This is a genomic window from Corynebacterium tuberculostearicum SK141 (assembly GCF_000175635.1).
In the GTDB taxonomy this organism is placed as follows: Bacteria; Actinomycetota; Actinomycetes; order Mycobacteriales; family Mycobacteriaceae; genus Corynebacterium; species Corynebacterium tuberculostearicum_C.
The window spans coordinates 66,885-83,781 of record NZ_ACVP01000020.1 but is presented as its reverse complement, the minus strand read 5'-3'; the positions used below and the strand labels follow the sequence as shown (position 1 = coordinate 83,781).

Below are 16,897 nucleotides of genomic sequence, written 5' to 3'. Positions count from 1 at the left end.
GTGGTGTGGCTTTTCATGGGAGCGCTGTGCCTATGCGCCGTCAAGTGGCACGGGTTGGTGCCTGCCGCCGTGGGGGCTGTTGTGGGACTGCATTCCATGTGGGCACTCAGCTTCATTTTCGCCACCATCTTTGGTGACCTCACCCGCGCTTGGGTGTCCTCTCTCGGCTACATCGGTATCGCCGCCATGACCCTCTACGCCTACGCCCGAGGGCAGAGTAATGAGATGAAGCTGGTCGATGGGAGGTGACGGGCATGCCCGTAGACGGGCCGCTGGCAACCATCATCGTCGGCGTGATTGGTGTGCTCGGCACCCTCATTGGTACTCACCTGACGGAGAAAAGCCAGAAGAAAAAGACGGAAATCGAAGCCCGAGGCCCCGGGTGGGAATCGTTTACCAAAAGCATTCGTGTGTGGACGAATGAGCAGCTGGAAGCCCGCGACAAATCCATTGCGGAGATGCGGGGCGAGATTGCGGAGCTACGCGACAAACTGGAGGTGTGGAAAAGCCGGTATTTTATAGCGGTGAACCACATCCGCCAGTGGAGATTAAAGCACCCTGAAAGCGTCGCCGATATGCCGATTCCTGACGAGCTAGAGAACGACTTCTAAACTGACCCGCACCCGCTGCGCGGGGTGGGGGGGCTTTTTCCGTTTTAGGGGGCTAAAACGGCCATGCATTTCCACTGCATTTGTGACAGGAAACCACCGTAAACCACGGCATAGCCTGAAAAGCAGAAACCCCCTCCCACCAGCATATTCGCCGGTAGAAGGGGGTAAATTATCTGCTCCTCCAACTGGGCTCGAACCAGTGACCCTTCGATTAACAGTCGAATGCTCTGCCAACTGAGCTATGGAGGAATGCGTATGCTGTACATCGAACTCGCTGTTCTCTGTGCAACGAGGATTAACTATATAGGCAACATTGCTGTGGTGACAAATCTGCAGGTAGAGGGAACAATTTGTTTGCTGTCCTTCCATGCTTAATTGCTGCACTCTAGAAATTTCAGAGGCGGCAACGTGCACATGTTCTTATAGGTCTGATGTACGATGTCAAAATAGATATTGCTCAAATTGGAGGTGCGGACAGATGAGGCTTCTTGTCCTTTCGCAGTTTTGGTATCCAGAGAATGGTGTCCCACAGCGGCGTTGGACATGGTTGAGTAATATTTTCTCCGAAGCAGGTGGTGATATCTCGGTTGTGGCGCCTCCGCCAAATTATCGGCGAAAGCTTGGGTTTAAAGACTCCTTGAAGTCTTTTCTTCCAAACGCTCAAATTGAAACTGGTCCGGCGGGGGAAGAAATTTACCGTAGCCCCTTTCTTTATTCCGGTGAGTCCTTGGCAGGCCGTGCGTTTTCGCAGGCTTTTATTGCTGTAGGGGCGTTAATTACGGTGGCTAGAAATAGGGGTCAAATCCGTCAAGTAGATGCAGTAGTTGGAACAGTTCCTGCATTGCCGACTGCCGTTGTATCTTTTCTTGTAGCGCGAGTACTTGGAGTTCCGTACGTGATTGATCTTCGAGATGCTTGGCCGGACCTCATGAAAGAGCATCGAAATTGGAATCGAGCGTTGGGAACTCGGTCGTGGCATGAAAAAGTTCTTAATTTGGGTCCGATTCGCATTTTAAGTTGGCTTGTCGAAAAAGGGCTGGATGCGCTACTCGAGCGTGCCAACGCGATTATAGTGACTTCTGAAGATCTCGAAGCGCAATTACTGAACAAGCGGTCAAATGGGCTTACCGGTCAACGTCAGCAGTTAGTCACAACAATTAGAAACGTTTTTCCGGCTAGCACGCCGAAGGCAGTTAAAAGGCATTCTTTTGACGCTCATTCGCTGCGAGTCCTTTATGCCGGAACGCTGGGACGAGCACAAAATCTGAGAAATGCGGTTGATGCGGCTGTAATTGCCCAGAACCAAGGAACCCCAGTCGAACTTGTCTTTGTCGGCGGGGGTGCCGCAGAAGGAGAACTTCAGACTTATGCAGCTATGAGGGAAGTGAACGCTAGTTTCTACAAGGTGCGTTCCGCTGCGGAGATTGTGGGATTCTATGAGTGGGCTGATACTGCATTAGTTCATTTAACCGATTGGGAACCGCTAGATAGAGCAGTTCCCTCCAAGACCTATGAATTAATGTCGGTCGGAATCCATATTTCTGGTGTTGTTAAAGGTGAGACTGCTCGAATTATTAATTTGCTCGAAGCGGGCGATACCGTTTCGCCGGAAAATCCACTTGAGCTTGCTGAGCTTTGGACTGCTTTGTACAAAAACCCTTCTCGGCTTTCGATTGCAAAGAAAGGGGGCATGTGGGTGGAATCACAACGGGAAACCGTCGTTCCTGGAGAAGTTAAAAAATTGGTTGAGTGGATTGAGAATTTAAAATGAAGAAGGCCCTTAGATGGTTAAACTATAGCGCGGTTGTAATCCCCTTTGCGGTAGAAAAGTTCCTGTTGGAGCCTGAGCATTTCATACATCAGGCAAAGCAGCGGTTTTTGGGGTATCAGGCTGTACAACAGAGCAAATTCAGCGCCTTCGATATTTTCGGTTCTAGCAAGTTGGTTGATGGTAAGGCCTTATATCTTCTGGTAGAAACTGGAAACTATCAAGAATTTGAGTCTGCGTATTCGAGGCTCTCCTTAGTAAAAAAGTTCCTTCACTCTCACAAGCTTTTCTTCGTGAGAACTAAGCGAAAGCAGTTTGATTTCAAGATACACAAGGGGGTAGACCGAGTTTCCTGTGGTCGAGACATTAACCTTTTGTACTTTGTTAACAACTCGTCGCCCTATACACAGTCTGGGTACACTGTACGAACAGCAGCGTTGGTTGACTCTCTCCGAGGAAGAGTAAACGCCCTTTCCGTAGTGAGCAGATTAGGGTACCCACTGGTGATAGGAAAAGTCCCAGAATCGCACAATAGTGTGCCTTATCAGGCGCTACTTATTCCTAAAATTTGGCCATTCGGCGAGCAGAAAAAGTATGACCTAGCCAAGAAAATGCTTCTTGAAATCTGCAGGAAACAGGACATAGCAGTTATTCAAACAACTTCTGATTTCAAAAATGCAGCTTTGATTTCTGATGTAGCAAACGAGCTGGGGGTGCCTTGGATTTACGAGATGCGTGGTGAGCCGCATAATACGTGGTTGTCCAAATTCCCAGCCTCACTAGCATCCGAAGCGAAGAGATCCTTCTACTACCGAGAATCTCAGGGTCGAGAGTTGGAAGCTGCGAAAAAGGCAAGTGCGGTTGTTGTACTTAGCAAGTTGTCTCAAGAGAAACTCATCCAATCAGGAATTTCTGAGAGCAAAGTGACCGTAGTTCCAAATGCCGTTGATCGGCATATGAAGCTTGATCCAAGGAGTGCCTTTGCAATACGCCGGAAACTGGGGTTCCAAAACAAAAAGATTATTGGGACTATTAGCTCCCTAGTTTCATACGAGGGCCTTGAGACGTTAATCCGTGCTGTACAGTTTCTCGATGATGATATTCAATTAGTTCTGGTGGGCGATGGAGAGGACCGCAGAAGACTCTTCACCCTTTGCAAGTCTTTAGGAGTAAGCGATCGAGTGTATTTTGCAGGGAAGCAGCCAGCAAACGAAATCCAAGGGTGGTATTCAATTTTTGACGTTTTTGTGGTTCCAAGAACAGACTCCACAGTCACAAGAAACGTTACTCCCATTAAAATCTTAAATGCCTTGGCTTTGGGTACACCTGTCGTTTGCTCAGATTTGCCTGCTCTCAGAGAAGTTACTGGGGGTTTTGCTATGTTCGTTCCGCCTGATTCCCCCACTGATCTCGCAGTCGGAATCCGTGAAGCTATCAAAGACCCGGCGGCATTGGCGGCCGAAAAGTTTTGGCTTGAGGAAAACACTTGGGAAGCTAATTCTAGAAAATTGGCTATGCTGTACCGAGAACTAACCACTGAATCTTAGGAATTTTAGGGCAGGAAGATGTCTAAAGTTATTGATGCTTGGAATGAAGCTGACTTTGAATTCGTTGCTGGACAGAAACTTAGCCGATTCAATCGAAAAGACATTAGAGGAGCAATCCGGGAGTCGAGGTATGCACTTAAACTGCTTGAGCGTGCTCGTGCTCTTGAGGAGGGCGACAAACAAGCTGCTTCTGAGGGAATGGATGACATCAAAGTCGTGACCATTCTTCACGCGAGCTTGCCGAATCATACTGGTGGCTATACAGGAAGAGCGCAGGGACTGCTTAAGGGGCTGATGCGCAACGGAATCAATGTCCGGGCATATACACGGCCGGGTTTCTATTCCGAACGAGTAAACTCCAAAGAAGATTTTCCTTTTCCGGTAGATCAAGTTGACGGCGTGGAGTATAGGCATCTCCCGGCGGACTTCCCTCGCAAAAGCGGCGAATTTGAGTACATGTTTAAGGCCATCGACTGGTACCGAGAGGTGTTCTTAGTGGAGCGGCCCAATGTGGTACATGTTCGGTCCACATACCTTATTGCGCTCCCAGCATTGATTGCAGCCCACGAATTGGGGGTGCCGGTACTGTATGAAGTTTCAGGCCTTTGGGAACTTGTGTTTGAAGGTCGAGGGCAAGCCGGCAAAGCCCAAAGAATTGAGCGCATGGAAGACACCACTTGTCGATTCGCTGATCGTGTAGTCACTATGAATAGCTCCATGGCGAAGTTGTTAGATGACCGGAGCGAGCATGGACTCGACATCGGGCTGGTACCAAACGCTGTCGACACGTCGAAGTTTGTTCACATCACTCCGTTGGAGGAGAAGGAAAAATTTAAGTACGACGTAGGCTACGTAGGGTCTCTAGTTGATTATGAAGGACTTGAAACCCTTATTCGAGCTGTTGCTTTGGGAAAGCAACGGCAAAAATTTCTTCGCGTAAGAATCGTAGGCAAGGGCGCTGAGTTGGAGAAGCTCAGAAGCCTAGCTGGAGAGTTAGACGTTTCGGATCTGGTGGATATACCGGGCCCAGTTTCCGCAGACGAAGCCGTGGGGGTTTTTGAAGATACAAACCTAATCGTTCTTCCACGACTGTCAACTCCTGCTACCGAAAACGTAACTCCGTTAAAGCCGTTCGAAGCAATGGCTGCGGGGAGGCCCCTCGTTGTATCTTCAGTTTCTGCGCTCTCGGAAGTTTCACGTGGGGGGAAGGCTGCAGTTGTATTTCAACAAGGCGAACCGGAAGAGTTACTCAACAAGATCTCGGATCTTTTAGGAAATCGGGAAAAGCAAATTGCACTTTCAAAGTTCGCAAGTGCGCTAGTGACCGAGGAACACAACTGGGATTGGGCGGCAGCAACCATGGCGCGTGAAATTAGAGCTACCGCATCGCCTTTCCGGCACTTGCCATTTCTAACCGATGTAGTGCAGGTTCATCGCCGCGGCGATATTGTCTATCCATCAGTATCTTAGGAGAAATATGAAGAATTTTTCACGCCGTCAGTTGTTGCTTTTTCTGATACTCATATTGTCCATTGTTTGCGCTGTTGCAGGCATTGTCTTGAAAAGTGTCTCATTGCTCTATATCGAGGCTGTCCTAGTGGCTTTAGGGCTCATCGCCGTGTTGCGCGCAACTGAAAGGGGCAGCTTCAAGGCATTTCGCAAAATAGAAAAGGTACAGCGTCAGCTGAATAGCGGAATCGTCAAATTAGAAGAAAAAGTTGATAACTTTTCTAGCCATGCGTCGACCGAACATGCCAAAGCTGACGAAGTTGAAAGTCCCCGCCAGACTGAATCGCAATTGCCGAGTCAAATTGAATCGTTTATATGCGAAATAAATGAATATCGGCCCACGGAAGATGGTATCCCATTGGCTTCCTTGGTATCTATTGACAAGGTCGTCAAATGGATGGGCCCTACCCTAGTCTTAACTACAGACATTTGGTGTGAGCGATTTAGTCGAGAATTGAAGATCGATACTGAAAAGTGGACCAATCTTTCTTCAGATCTACTAGAAGAAAGTTCGGTCAACTTAGTCATCGTTGACGGAGACAGTTTTAACTCGGAGCGAGGACTACTTTTGTCGAGAAACTATCTACGGCACAGTGCACTCTTGATTGTTGAAGCTGGGTGCAAGGAACGGGTTTCGTCGATTTCGGGTTTCAAGGAAATTGCACCCGTTGGAATCATGTATGGTGTGCGTCTGTTCTACCCAAATGCGGCACTCGAGCCGGCTAAGTACTCCCAACTTGTCGAGTATACGAGGTGAGTGGTTTTGAAAACTTATAGTCTTGATGAGATCAACCAAATATCTGACCAGGAGCTGGAAGGAGGGAAGCGTGGTGAATCTCGATTTATAGTCGCAGTCGGGTCCTGCCGCGTCCCCGTTCTTCTAAGTCAGGCGAAGAACAACAGTGATACTTTGCTGGTCACTTATAACGGAGCTATCCAGAGATCGAAGGCTCCTGACGGTATTGTTTTTCAAAGATCGTCATGGTTGGATGAATTTGAGGCAACGGTAGTCCAAATTGCTGACCCGACGATGCTTAAACACGAGCGGTTACAGATTGGATGGGCGCAGAATTCCGAAAAGGAGTGGGCAATTGATGCCTACTACGACGTTATTCTGGCACTTCGCGAGCGCTTCGACTTAGCAGACTCCGATAAGACCGTACACTATGGAAGTTCTGCTGGTGGCTTCCAAGCCGTTTGCTGTGCTGCTAAAGACCGGGGTAGTACAGCCATAGTAAACAATCCTCAGCTTGACTGGTCTTTGTACAACGAACGCTTTGTAAATGCTCTTCTTAGAGATGTTTTTAATGGCTCTGAAATCGAAGAGGTGCGGACACGGCAGCCTTGGCGAGTAAATGTGATAGATCTGTTCGAACATGTTGGTTATGTTCCGAAAACTGAAGTTCTTTTAAATATTGCTAGTGCCGGAGACGTTGAACAGCAGCTAAAGCCAATTTTGTCGAGACTGGAGGGCTTCGAGTCATTAGGTAAGAAGCCAACTTTCAGCTTTAATCTTTATCATGATGTGAACATGGGGCACAATCCTCTCGGAAAGCCTTATACTATCCAGAAGATCAATCGAGAACTAGAGCGATTACGTAGCGAATGAAATTTGTTCGTCAACTCGCATGTGGATCACATATGAATCCTAAAGTTCTTCTTTCAACCGCTGGACGACTTCAGCATAGGGTCGCATTGAAAATGTATGCGTTGCTTCTGCGCTCAATTTCAAGGCAGACGTACGTCCATGGTTCTGTGTCTGGCCGGGAGCTTTTAAAGGCGGTGTCCTCCGAGATAGAGGCGTCTCGACAAGTCGAGACTAGACTTTACAGTCAGCAACTTTTCAATCACTTCCCCAGTGTGAGGATGCCATTCTCCGGTCAGTTAACTTCGAGACTTGGGAAGAATTTGGAGCTGATCTGTGCGTTCAGACAGTGTGCACTTTGGTATGAACAAGGTGGACTTATGGGCGACAACGGTGCTCAGGCCGGTTCATTTAAACGACAAAGCAAAGCAGTTTGGGACGAGGTAAGAAGGTGTTCCCAAGCCATTTTTCCGGGGCCAAGTGTGTTAGACGTTGTTGTTCCAGTCCATAACAATGGCATTTTCTTACTCGCTAAGTGTCTTCCGAGTCTTGTGGCAAACGAGGCGTGGAAAAGAATGCGTGTTCTGATAGTGGATGACGCTTCGGATGATGACAGAACAAAAGAAATATTGACTGAACTTGAATCTGGCATTAGAAATGTAGAAGTAATCAGACTCAAAGGAACACCCAGTGGTTCCGCGTCGGTTCCTCGCAATAAAGGGCTATCTAAGGCAACTTCAGGCCTCGTCTCTTTCCTCGACCCAGACAATGAAATTTCTGTGGGGGGCTACGACGAACTGCTCCGCCAGTTTTATTCTGGCTCGAAGCGCCCCGATGCGGCAACAGGGTATCAGCTAAAAGTAGGGAAGCGTCTAAGCGCTAATTCACGCCATACTTTTCGCAGACGAAAAATAGTATCAAACCCGAAATCGCTACTGCAGCAAGCGCATCGTTTCCCCGTTATTTCGACTCAAGCCTCGGTAATTGACTTGCAGTTCCTCCAGAATTGCAGTTTGAATTTTATAGAAGGCGCCGTTGGGCAGGATACAGTTTTCGGCTGGGAAATATTATTGAAAGCAAACCGTATCGTATTGTGTTCACGCCCCTACATTGTCTATTACGCTGAGCGAAACGATTCAGTCACTAATGAAATAGGGACGGAGTATTTTTCCAAGGCGTTGATTCGAGAGAGAGCTCAATCAAAACTTTTGAGAAAATATGGTCTAATCCAGCGATTCAGAAAGTATCAACTCGAACCAACAATGTCTGAAGTGTATAAGCCGAAACTTGATAGTCTTCAGGGCGATAATCTTATCTATGCGGAAAAGGTATTAGAAGAAATCTATAGACTTTATGATGCTTAAGAAGTCAAGATGGCTGTGTGTTTGCCCTGCTTCTGGATCAGGGTCCAGTGATAGGATTAAGAGCATTTGTTAGGTTCTCAATCGGGAACATCCAGTAGGATTCAGAAGAGGGAGATCAATGGCTGATCAGCAAGAAGCTGATGCGATCCGCTTCCTTCAAGATGCAGCTCCAAAACAGAGGTACACCGTACTGGTGCCCGATGAGGGGCTGTCTGCAAGCAATAAAAGAAAGTCGTTAGCCGCTTATATTTCGGAGACCTGGCATTACCGGAATTTTATTTATGAGCATGCTAAATTCAAAGCTTCAGCTGACAATGATGATATGTTCTTGGGGCGTCTTTGGAATCTGCTTGAACCATTGTTGCGTATCGCGATGTACGGGCTCATGTTTGGATTAGTACTGCGGACATCTCGGGGAGTAGATAATTTCGTAGGGTTTTTGATCATCGGCTTAACCTATTTCTCAATGATGTCACGTGGGCTTGGAAGCGGTTCGGGATTGGTCCAGCGATCAAAAGCAATGATGCGGACCTTCAGATTTCCTAGGGTATCGTTGGTGGTCGGTGAAGCCATTAGAGGTTTTATTAGTAACCTCATTCCAGGACTGCTTGCTGTAGTGGCTGCATTAGCTTTTCAATGGGGAACTTGGCCTAAGTGGACGATTATTCTTATAATTCCGATCTACTTTCTTATTCACATATTTTCGTTTGGGCTGCTTTTAATTTCAGCGCGAGTGACTGCTTTCCTTCCTGATGCTAAAAAGGTCGTGTTTTTCGTTAACCGTGCTTGGTTTTATGTATCAGGGGTGTTTTTCTCGGTCGAAAGATATGCGCGTATTCCTGAGGTTCAGCAGGTGATGCAAGCAAACCCTGCGTACCAGTTTCTTCAGGCAGCCAGGGGTGTTGTTATGTATGGGCAATGTCCAAATGCTATGGAGTGGTTAACACTGGTTCTTTGGTCCGTTGGTACGGCTGTAGTTGGGTTTATTTTTTTCTGGAGAGCTGAAGACCGATATGTACACGTTAGATAAGCCAAGCGTTATTGTAAGGGATGTCGCACGATATTATCGAGCAGATAATAAAAGAAGTATTTTTCGTAGACCGCAGTTGTCTAATGAACGTGAAGGCGACTTTGTACGAGCCCTTGACGGAGTTTCGATGTATGCCAAGAAGGGTGAATGCATCGGCGTACTCGGACGTAACGGTTCGGGTAAGTCTACGTTGATGCGATTGATCGCGGGAAACGAAGCCCCTGATGAAGGAGAAATACTACTCTCTTCGACACCGACGCTTCTAAATGTATCGGCAGCCTTACAACCTAGGCTTCCCGGAAGAACAAATATTAGGCTCGGATTACTTGCTCAAGGAGTAGATCAAAACCAAATCGATAGCCTTACAGACGAAATTATTGATTTCGCCGAGATAGGCAAGGCGGTTGATCGACCTATGAAGACCTATTCTTCTGGAATGGGGGCCAGGCTGAAATTTGCTATATCCACTGCGGTGCAGCGTGAATTGTTGCTGATTGACGAAGCTTTAGGTACAGGTGACGCATCATTTACTGAACGGGCGCAAGAGCGGATGAACAGCTTCCTGACTAATGCCGGAACCATTTTCCTAGTCTCCCATGCCATGTCCTCAATCAAAAGTATGTGTACAAGGGTAGTTTGGCTACACGATGGGCAAATTATCGCTGATGGAGATGTAACGACAATTACACTCCTATACAATAAATGGACTGCGAGGATGGCTCGAAAGAATTTTGAATCTGCCGAGGAACTGATTTGCGGTGTTAAAGGTGTTTACAAAAAGCCGTCTATTTTGTTCGACTCTCAAGTAAGTAAATTTCTAAATGGGTCTCCTGTTTTAGGGGAGATGCTCTAGGGCGTTTGCTGCAGTATGGTGAAGTAGTTCGTGGGTCAGGCTCCAGACCGAAGAAGAATAGCGAAACTGGCTAGACTAGAAGGCAGAGCAGAGACTGCCTACGACATCTGGAGCTGGCATTGCGCCAAAGACTAAAATTAGTTGCATCCGTGCTGTCTTGGGGTCATGGGTAGAGAACAATTGAGGGCTTGTTCTCTACGAACCAATCATCGTACAACGAGTTAACAGGAGCCAATTAGTCGGGATTTGGCAGAGAAAAGTTTCTAGTTGATGCAACCAAGAGTTGCGGCGGAAGGGCGTCAGATCTGCATTCCTGCCACTCAGTTAGTTTCAAAAGGCTGACATTTTTCCAAGCTGGACCATTAGCACGTGTAGACCTGATTCCTAAGTCGATTTCGTCCCCTTGTATCAAACCATCAATTGAGACGGTACAAGGGTCATTTCTTCTCCCAATTGGAAGAGTGTAAAGGTCTTCTCCATTTACCCGAATAAAAATGACGACGCTTTTTGCATCACGGCCGATGTTGTAGTGATTGCTAAAAGTAATACGAATTGAGCCCATTTCCGACTTAAAGGGCTTGCGGAAGAATTGCTCACCGCCTTCGTGCAGGTTTTCGGACCTAAGTTGGATTAAGTCTGGGATGTCCTGCCTTTCTTGTTCAGCTGGGAGTCCCTCGGCTGTTCTGCTATAGACTTTTCCGCCGTCGACGTGTGTACTCCACTCAATTGAGAATTCTTGACCATTAACCGGGAAAGTTGTCAATGGAGGGAATGCACCTCGGATGAAGGATTTTGCGAAGATGGCGTTCTTGCGGTCGTAAAAGGACGGAGCCTGAGCTAGTTCGAAAATCTTTCGAATTGCCACTGGGTTTATAGGCAGGAAAGCGGTGGCTTGGCAATTAATGGCTTCTGATTGGAACCTTCCGGCTCGAAGCTCCTGATACAGTGCGTTCGCGACTGGATAGCCGTATTTTTCGACCGACTGAACATCAAAAGTTTCCCAAAGCTCTCTGGCTGTATCTATGGTGAAGTTCGTTTGATTACCATCCTTGGAAAAGCCTCCAAGGCTTTTTACGATCCGAGAAAAGTTTTCAAACTCCGTTGAAGGCCTTCTTGATTGAGAAAAATAGTCTTTGAAGGACTCTAATCCGGTGCCTACGAAGCAGATTGCAGGTTGGGTGCCGAGAGAGTTTTCATAAAGGCCTTGGAAGTTCAAAGCATGCTTGCCGACCGTATTTTCTCGTAGTATTTCCTTTTCCTTAGCAGAAAGGGGAAAGTCTTTAACATCTTCCATTGCCAGAACTGTATGTTGCTTATTGAAGGCCTCTGCAATATCACTCGAGACCTGGACATCTTGTTTATAAGATTTCTTTGTATTCCCATCTTCTGGGGTTGGTGGTTCGTTACTTCCGTAGGTGACGAAACTGAAGTCCGCATTCGCTGCCAATGCGGAGGCTGCGCAGACGCGTGTATCCATTCCGGCTGTCAGAGCACAGTAGACTTTGTAGTTAAGGCCGTTCCAGTGTTCGACAGATCGGATGGCAAGCTGAATCGAGGTATTGATCGCTTCCTCGAACGGAAGACTATGCGCCGCAAAAGCCTTATGCGGATAGAACCTCTTTAATTTCTTCTGTGCAAATTCGAAGAAGAAATTCGGAGGCAGAGCGGAAATTCGAGAATCTTCAGTTTGATCCCAAAGCTTATATTGGCCCAAGTTGATTAGTTCTTCGACCTGGCCCGTTCGCGCGTTTAGTTCGCGGTGTAGAAGCGGCAAATGTGATGCGAAAAGGATTGACTCGTCGCGCGCGATATAAACGGGTTGGCTGGCGAGCGTGTCATTATAGACAGAAACCTCTCCGTCTTTAACGATCAAAGCTGCCCAACGGCCTACTACCAGATCTAGGAATTCGTGAAATGCCTGCCAGCTCGAAGAGACTGCCTCGTATGCTGCGTCGATAAAGGGCTTTTGGGCCTCATCATCTCCGACGAAAGCAGCATGACCAAACCATAGTATGTTTGCATCACTGCCTGTGATCAATTGAACTGGTTCGTCTGGTTGGACATACACTTCCAAATCGTTCCAAGCATCCATTTTCTTGAAATGGCGCAGGACAATTTCTTGGTCTGCAATGGGTTTGTCGCTGACTAAGAATCCAAACGGATACGGCCTTACGGTCATTGTGGCTACTTTCGTCTCAATTTTCGGGCTTAGTACTACTGCCAGAGACCCTTAGTGTCGATTACGGTTTTGGTCTTCAGCTTTTCAGCATCGAATTCCTTGAACTGACGGTGGTCGACTAGGAGAAGGACAACGTCGGCAGATTCCACAGCTTGTTCTAGTGGTTTGAGCTCTACGTTATCGAAACCGGAAAGTGAATCAGGGAGTGATTGGATATTTGGTTCGACGACATCAATTTGAGTGTCCTCAAATTGGGTTGAGATTCTTTTCGCGATTTCGAGGGCTGGTGACTCTCGAAGATCGTCGATGTCTGGCTTAAAAGCCAATCCTAGGATTGCAAGCCTTGTGCCCTCAGACTTTCCAATTGCTTCAACAACCTTGTCAATAACCCACTCAGGTTTATCGTCATTGATTCGGCGCGCAGTGCCGATGAGTTTTGAGTTTTCCGGATCACTGGAAACAATAAACCACGGATCTACGGCGATGCAGTGGCCGCCAACTCCGGGGCCTGGTTGAAGAATGTTAACTCGTGGATGGTGGTTAGCTAGCTCGATTAGTTCCCAAACATTAATGTTCAGGTTGTCTGCGATCAGCGAAAGCTCATTTGCGAAAGCGATGTTGACATCGCGGAACGAGTTTTCGGTCAATTTTGCCATCTCGGCGGTTACGTCGTTCGTCGGGAGAAGCTCCCCTTCACAGAAGCTAGCGTAAATTTCGCTAGCGCGACGCGTCGCTTCGCTGGTCTGTCCGCCAATAATCCGGTCATTCGTTCGCAGCTCTTCCATTGCTTTACCAGGAAGAATTCGCTCTGGACAGTGCGCGAAGTAGACGGTTTTGTCTGTAGGATCAGTGCCGTCCTTATCAGCACGTAGATCGGGCCTCAATTCGAGGATTCGTTGTGCCATTTTTTGAGTGGTTAGCGGCGGGGAAGTCGATTCGAGGACGACGAGCTCATTTCCTTCAAGCTGAGGCGCGATTGCTTCGGCGGCTGAATAAATGTACTTCATATCGACGGCATGACCGTCAGTGAATGGAGTCGGGACCGCAATAATGTATGCATCCGCATGAACTTGCTCAGTACTTGCAGAGAAGCGTCCAGAATCGAGAGCCTTCTTAAGTTCGTCTTCAAGGCCCGGCTCGATTATGGTTACTTCGCCTCGATTAATCTTTTCAACATTGGCAGCATTTACGTCAATACCGGTGACTTTCAATCCAGAATTGGCCATAACTACTGCTGTGGGGAGGCCAATATAGCCTAGGCCTACGAATGCTACGTGTGACGCGGAACTCATCTCATCCTCTACAGATCGTCGAATAGGGGGCGTATCAAAGTATACGTATGTTTGTTTTCTCTCGTGTCTCTACTCCTGTTTTGATTAGTTAATCCGAGCCAGTCGCCGATGGCTAGATGTTATTTGGGCTTTGCAAACCGAATGGTCCTCGGTGTAAAAATCGGAAGATTGGTAGAGCGATTACGGCGGTGGGGTATCGAGGTTGGAGATTGGGACGTCGCCAAGTAAGAAATACGTTGCTACACTTTGATGTGCTTCTTGCCTTAGTGGAACGCTCGCGTGCTAGTAGTAACTACGGGCAATGGTGAGCCCGACTCCCGACGTGTCCACTTTCCGGGATCCAGGCCCCTAAACATGTCGCCGGCGAGCTCGGAACAACCCCGAAACCTCATAGCCGCCAACACCTTCAATGCCAGCAACACGAAAACCGCCGAAGAAGAAGCCTAATGGACCGAAATCAGCCCCGAGCCGAACCCTAACACCGCTGATGACACTGTACCTCGATTTAGAAAGAACAGATACGCCACTTCCACGGACCTGACCATCGTTGTCACCGGGACAATGGCGCGCGGTGGAGTCCCTTCAACGCCCATAGGTCGCATCCGCTTAGTCACAGTCTTACGGTCAAACGAAATGTGGTAGCGCTCGGCAAGTTATGCAGTGATCCACGGAGCATCATTAGCCTTATCGGAGTCTTTCCAGATCTGATGAATCTTGAGGTAAGCATCATCGAAACGTGCTGTTCGAACGACATTGCTGCATAGTCGTTTCTGCTGTATATGGGCTATCTGTGGTTCCCTAACTGAGCTACCTTTTAGAGCCGTGTTATACGATTGACGCTGAAGATTGCCTTGAATTGGCTGCATCATTTCGATTTTTTCTGTTCGTGTTGCTTCGCGATGATGAAGACTATCGCTTTAATAAGACTCATTATCTATTTTAGCTTCTGCAAACTCTCGGCGCAGACGAGAATTCTCCGCAGAAAGATCCGCCCCGCTCACCCCATCCGAGGCCCCTCGGCGTATACGCTCGAATTTCACCCACCGGCCAAAAGACCCGGCGGGAACGCCAATTTCCTTAAGCGCATGAGTAAACGACCGCTATCATTCGATTCGCAAGTTCGCGGCTTCGCGCCGGTATTCCGGTGCGCATTCCTTGAGCTGTTGACGCACAGTGAACTTCCTCACTTGCGGATACAAAATCCGTTCAGTTTGGTTGCCCACTAAACGAGGGGAATTAGATTGCAAAAGCTCCATTTTGGGCAGTGGGTTGGTGGAATCCGCGGTACTGTAGTGAATGTCGTAGTCCCCCGTAAACCGTTGAAAAGGAAGAAATGAACGAGCCCGTAGAACTGCCAATCAAGAGCGAGACTCAAACTATCCAACAATGCTTCAAGCAGTGTTTGTATGAAATTCCTACTTTCCAGCGAGACTATAGTTGGGGGAAAGAGCAGTTAGAGGAGTATTGGAACGATGTGGTTAAGTCGCGCGGCGACTTCTTCTTTGGTTCGACTGTTACGTGGATTAGTCAAAAGCGAGAGCTTTTTAGTGACACTTTCTCGGTGATTGATGGGCAACAGCGACTTACGACGAGTGCGATTGCACTCTCGGTAATACGTGATGCATTCTACCTCCTGGCGGAAGCCCCAAATACTAGCTCCGATAATTCCAGTGCAGCCAAGCAGCAGGGGGAAACCACGCAGAAGTATTTAATAAATGAGGACGATGATGGGACTGAATATCGCGTAATTAAGCGAAAGGAGGAAGTTTTCTACAACGAGATTCAACGCCCTAATTCAATTCCGTCGAAAATGGAATATACAGCAAGTGCTCGGCGAATTGTCGAGGCTAGAGAGCTGCTTGAGTCTTGGGTGATGGATGAGATCAAGGGGGTTTCCGTAGAAGAGGGCATTGAGAAACTTAAAGCAATACGCAACAATGTTTTGAAGGCAAAATTAATCCAGGTTGAAATGGCCTCTGAGGAAGATAGCTTTCTTGTTTTCGAGACTCTTAATGCTCGTGGTGCGGATCTTCGTTTGGCTGATCTTACGAAAAACCTCCTAGTGCGTGGAAGCTCGTCAAATTCTACTGATCGAGAGACCGTCGCGGACCGTTGGAAGCGTATGGCGGACTTGGTCGTTGGTGGGAGCACCAATCCTGAAGTGCTCGACCTTTTTATCTGGCAGTCATGGAATTCGAGGCGCGATGCGGTAAAGCAGCCTGAGCTTTTCAAGAAAATTAGTCAGATGGTTGCAAGGGAACCTGAGAAGCATGTTGACTACTTGGAGGAGCTGGAAGAGGATTGTGAGGTATATCGTAAATTGGGGGACGAAAATATCTTGCCCAGCCGCCCGTCTCACGGGGTTAAAGACGCCTTTGCAGTCGATGAGTTTGTTGATAGTGTCAGGGCTTTGGCTATTTTCAAAATTAGTGTAGCCAACTCCGCTATCTTCGCCGTTGTTCGAAAATACAACAATGGGGGTTTGGTAAAAAAGGCGCAGCTGATTGAAGTGATTCAGGCAATTGAAGCATTCCATTTTCAGTTCAACGCATTGACGAATACTGGGTCGACGGGTGGAACAAGGGGCCGGTATAACAGGTTCGCGGTCGAGCTAGAACAGGCCGATTCTCGGAAAAAGGTGCACGATGTTATTCAGACGTTTATAGAACGACTAAGGGATAGCTTGCCCTCACGAGACAAGGTCATCAAGGCGATTGAGGGTCTGTTCTACGCTCCGAATATTAAAATCAAGCAATCTCAGAAGCTCAAGGCCCGCAAGATTTTTATTTCTTATTTTTTGATGGGGATTGCGAAATCTCAGAAGCTGCAACCTTCTGGACAGAATTTTCAGGCATGGTCGATTGAGCATGTGCGTCCTCAATCCTTGGCTTTAAGTAACAAATCCAGCGATTTGACTTATAACATCGGAAACCTTGTCTTGATAACCAAAGAGCTTAATGTCGACCTTGCTGACGGGGAGTTTTCCAAAAAGGTTGGGAGTTTGAGAGAGGGCTGTGCTTGCTTTGACGATGCTTTGGCTTCGTGGCCGGACTCCTCGCCGGGCGTGCCGACCGATGACCACATCCGAAAGCGGGCAGAGTGGCTAGCGAATTTGGCTGTGGATGAAGCTTGGAGGGTCTAACTGCCTCGGGGGATAGT

12 protein-coding genes, 1 tRNA gene and 1 pseudogene are annotated in these 16,897 nt (G+C 47.8%); 11 read left to right on the top strand and 3 right to left on the bottom strand.

Annotated features, from left to right (window positions below; genetic code table 11):
* Together CORTU0001_RS11880 and CORTU0001_RS06135 are read left to right on the top strand one after the other, a co-directional pair.
* Nucleotides 1-249, top strand: a pseudogene (locus CORTU0001_RS11880) (hypothetical protein); the annotation flags it as partial.
* A 5-nt stretch (nt 250-254) separates the two neighbouring features.
* Nucleotides 255-611, top strand: coding sequence for a hypothetical protein (locus CORTU0001_RS06135; RefSeq protein WP_005328229.1), 357 nt, complete (start codon nt 255-257; stop codon nt 609-611).
* A 176-nt stretch (nt 612-787) separates the two neighbouring features.
* Here the strand turns inward: CORTU0001_RS06135 and CORTU0001_RS06130 are convergent.
* Nucleotides 788-860, bottom strand: a tRNA-Asn gene (locus tag CORTU0001_RS06130).
* A 229-nt stretch (nt 861-1,089) separates the two neighbouring features.
* Here CORTU0001_RS06130 and CORTU0001_RS06125 point away from each other — a divergent pair.
* The 8 genes from CORTU0001_RS06125 (at nt 1,090) to CORTU0001_RS06090 (ending at nt 10,267) form a co-directional block, all read left to right on the top strand.
* Nucleotides 1,090-2,382, top strand: coding sequence for a glycosyltransferase family 4 protein (locus CORTU0001_RS06125; protein WP_005328228.1), 1,293 nt, complete (start codon nt 1,090-1,092; stop codon nt 2,380-2,382).
* Nucleotides 2,379-3,926 (top strand): glycosyltransferase family 4 protein, encoded by a 1,548-nt coding sequence (locus CORTU0001_RS06120; protein ID WP_005328227.1) that lies wholly within the window; start codon nt 2,379-2,381, stop codon nt 3,924-3,926. Before CORTU0001_RS06125 ends, CORTU0001_RS06120 begins: the two co-directional genes overlap by 4 nt.
* 18 nt (nt 3,927-3,944) lie before the next feature.
* On the top strand, nt 3,945-5,396 hold the full coding sequence (locus CORTU0001_RS06115) for a glycosyltransferase (RefSeq protein WP_005328225.1): 1,452 nt from the start codon (nt 3,945-3,947) through the stop codon (nt 5,394-5,396).
* Between the two features lie 7 nt (nt 5,397-5,403).
* Nucleotides 5,404-6,192 carry a hypothetical protein gene (locus CORTU0001_RS06110; RefSeq protein ID WP_005328223.1) on the top strand — a complete coding sequence of 263 codons (789 nt, stop codon included), beginning with the start codon at nt 5,404-5,406 and terminating at the stop codon, nt 6,190-6,192.
* A gap of 6 nt (nt 6,193-6,198) precedes the next feature.
* Nucleotides 6,199-7,044, top strand: a complete 846-nt coding sequence (locus tag CORTU0001_RS06105) for an alpha/beta hydrolase (protein ID WP_084771653.1) — start codon at nt 6,199-6,201, stop codon at nt 7,042-7,044.
* 356 nt (nt 7,045-7,400) lie between these two features.
* Nucleotides 7,401-8,384: a glycosyltransferase gene (locus CORTU0001_RS06100; RefSeq protein WP_157749120.1), complete on the top strand. Its 984-nt coding sequence runs from the start codon at nt 7,401-7,403 to the stop codon at nt 8,382-8,384.
* A gap of 118 nt (nt 8,385-8,502) precedes the next feature.
* Nucleotides 8,503-9,414 carry an ABC transporter permease gene (locus CORTU0001_RS06095; protein ID WP_034668335.1) on the top strand — a complete coding sequence of 304 codons (912 nt, stop codon included), beginning with the start codon at nt 8,503-8,505 and terminating at the stop codon, nt 9,412-9,414.
* Nucleotides 9,398-10,267 carry an ABC transporter ATP-binding protein gene (locus CORTU0001_RS06090; RefSeq protein ID WP_157749119.1) on the top strand — a complete coding sequence of 290 codons (870 nt, stop codon included), beginning with the start codon at nt 9,398-9,400 and terminating at the stop codon, nt 10,265-10,267. The genes CORTU0001_RS06095 and CORTU0001_RS06090 overlap by 17 nt, the downstream gene beginning before the upstream one ends.
* A gap of 235 nt (nt 10,268-10,502) precedes the next feature.
* Here the strand turns inward: CORTU0001_RS06090 and CORTU0001_RS06085 are convergent, their stop codons facing one another.
* A complete protein-coding gene (locus CORTU0001_RS06085; protein ID WP_005328217.1) occupies nt 10,503-12,446 on the bottom strand; it encodes a hypothetical protein in 1,944 nt (647 codons plus the stop codon).
* Nucleotides 12,447-12,481: 35 nt separating this feature from the next.
* On the bottom strand, nt 12,482-13,738 hold the full coding sequence (wecC, locus tag CORTU0001_RS06080; RefSeq protein ID WP_005328216.1) for a UDP-N-acetyl-D-mannosamine dehydrogenase: 1,257 nt from the start codon (nt 13,736-13,738) through the stop codon (nt 12,482-12,484).
* A 1,333-nt stretch (nt 13,739-15,071) separates the two neighbouring features.
* On the opposite strand from wecC, the gene CORTU0001_RS06075 reads away from it, so the two are divergent.
* The gene (locus CORTU0001_RS06075; protein WP_005328215.1) at nt 15,072-16,880 is read left to right on the top strand and encodes a DUF262 domain-containing protein; all 1,809 of its coding nucleotides are present in this window, start codon (nt 15,072-15,074) and stop codon (nt 16,878-16,880) included.
* Nucleotides 16,881-16,897: the final 17 nt, after the last annotated feature.

Excerpts from the sequence above, each read along its gene's own strand:
- CORTU0001_RS06135 (WP_005328229.1), top strand. The coding sequence starts at position 255 with ATGCCCGTAGACGGGCCGCTGGCAACCATCATCGTCGGCGTGATTGGT.
- CORTU0001_RS06125 (WP_005328228.1), top strand. The coding sequence starts at position 1,090 with ATGAGGCTTCTTGTCCTTTCGCAGTTTTGGTATCCAGAGAATGGTGTC.
- CORTU0001_RS06120 (WP_005328227.1), top strand. The coding sequence starts at position 2,379 with ATGAAGAAGGCCCTTAGATGGTTAAACTATAGCGCGGTTGTAATCCCC.
- CORTU0001_RS06115 (WP_005328225.1), top strand. The coding sequence starts at position 3,945 with ATGTCTAAAGTTATTGATGCTTGGAATGAAGCTGACTTTGAATTCGTT.
- CORTU0001_RS06110 (WP_005328223.1), top strand. The coding sequence starts at position 5,404 with ATGAAGAATTTTTCACGCCGTCAGTTGTTGCTTTTTCTGATACTCATA.
- CORTU0001_RS06100 (WP_157749120.1), top strand. The coding sequence starts at position 7,401 with ATGGGCGACAACGGTGCTCAGGCCGGTTCATTTAAACGACAAAGCAAA.
- CORTU0001_RS06095 (WP_034668335.1), top strand. The coding sequence starts at position 8,503 with ATGGCTGATCAGCAAGAAGCTGATGCGATCCGCTTCCTTCAAGATGCA.
- CORTU0001_RS06090 (WP_157749119.1), top strand. The coding sequence starts at position 9,398 with ATGTACACGTTAGATAAGCCAAGCGTTATTGTAAGGGATGTCGCACGA.
- CORTU0001_RS06085 (WP_005328217.1), bottom strand. The coding sequence starts at position 12,446 with ATGACCGTAAGGCCGTATCCGTTTGGATTCTTAGTCAGCGACAAACCC.
- wecC (WP_005328216.1), bottom strand. The coding sequence starts at position 13,738 with ATGAGTTCCGCGTCACACGTAGCATTCGTAGGCCTAGGCTATATTGGC.
- CORTU0001_RS06075 (WP_005328215.1), top strand. The coding sequence starts at position 15,072 with ATGAACGAGCCCGTAGAACTGCCAATCAAGAGCGAGACTCAAACTATC.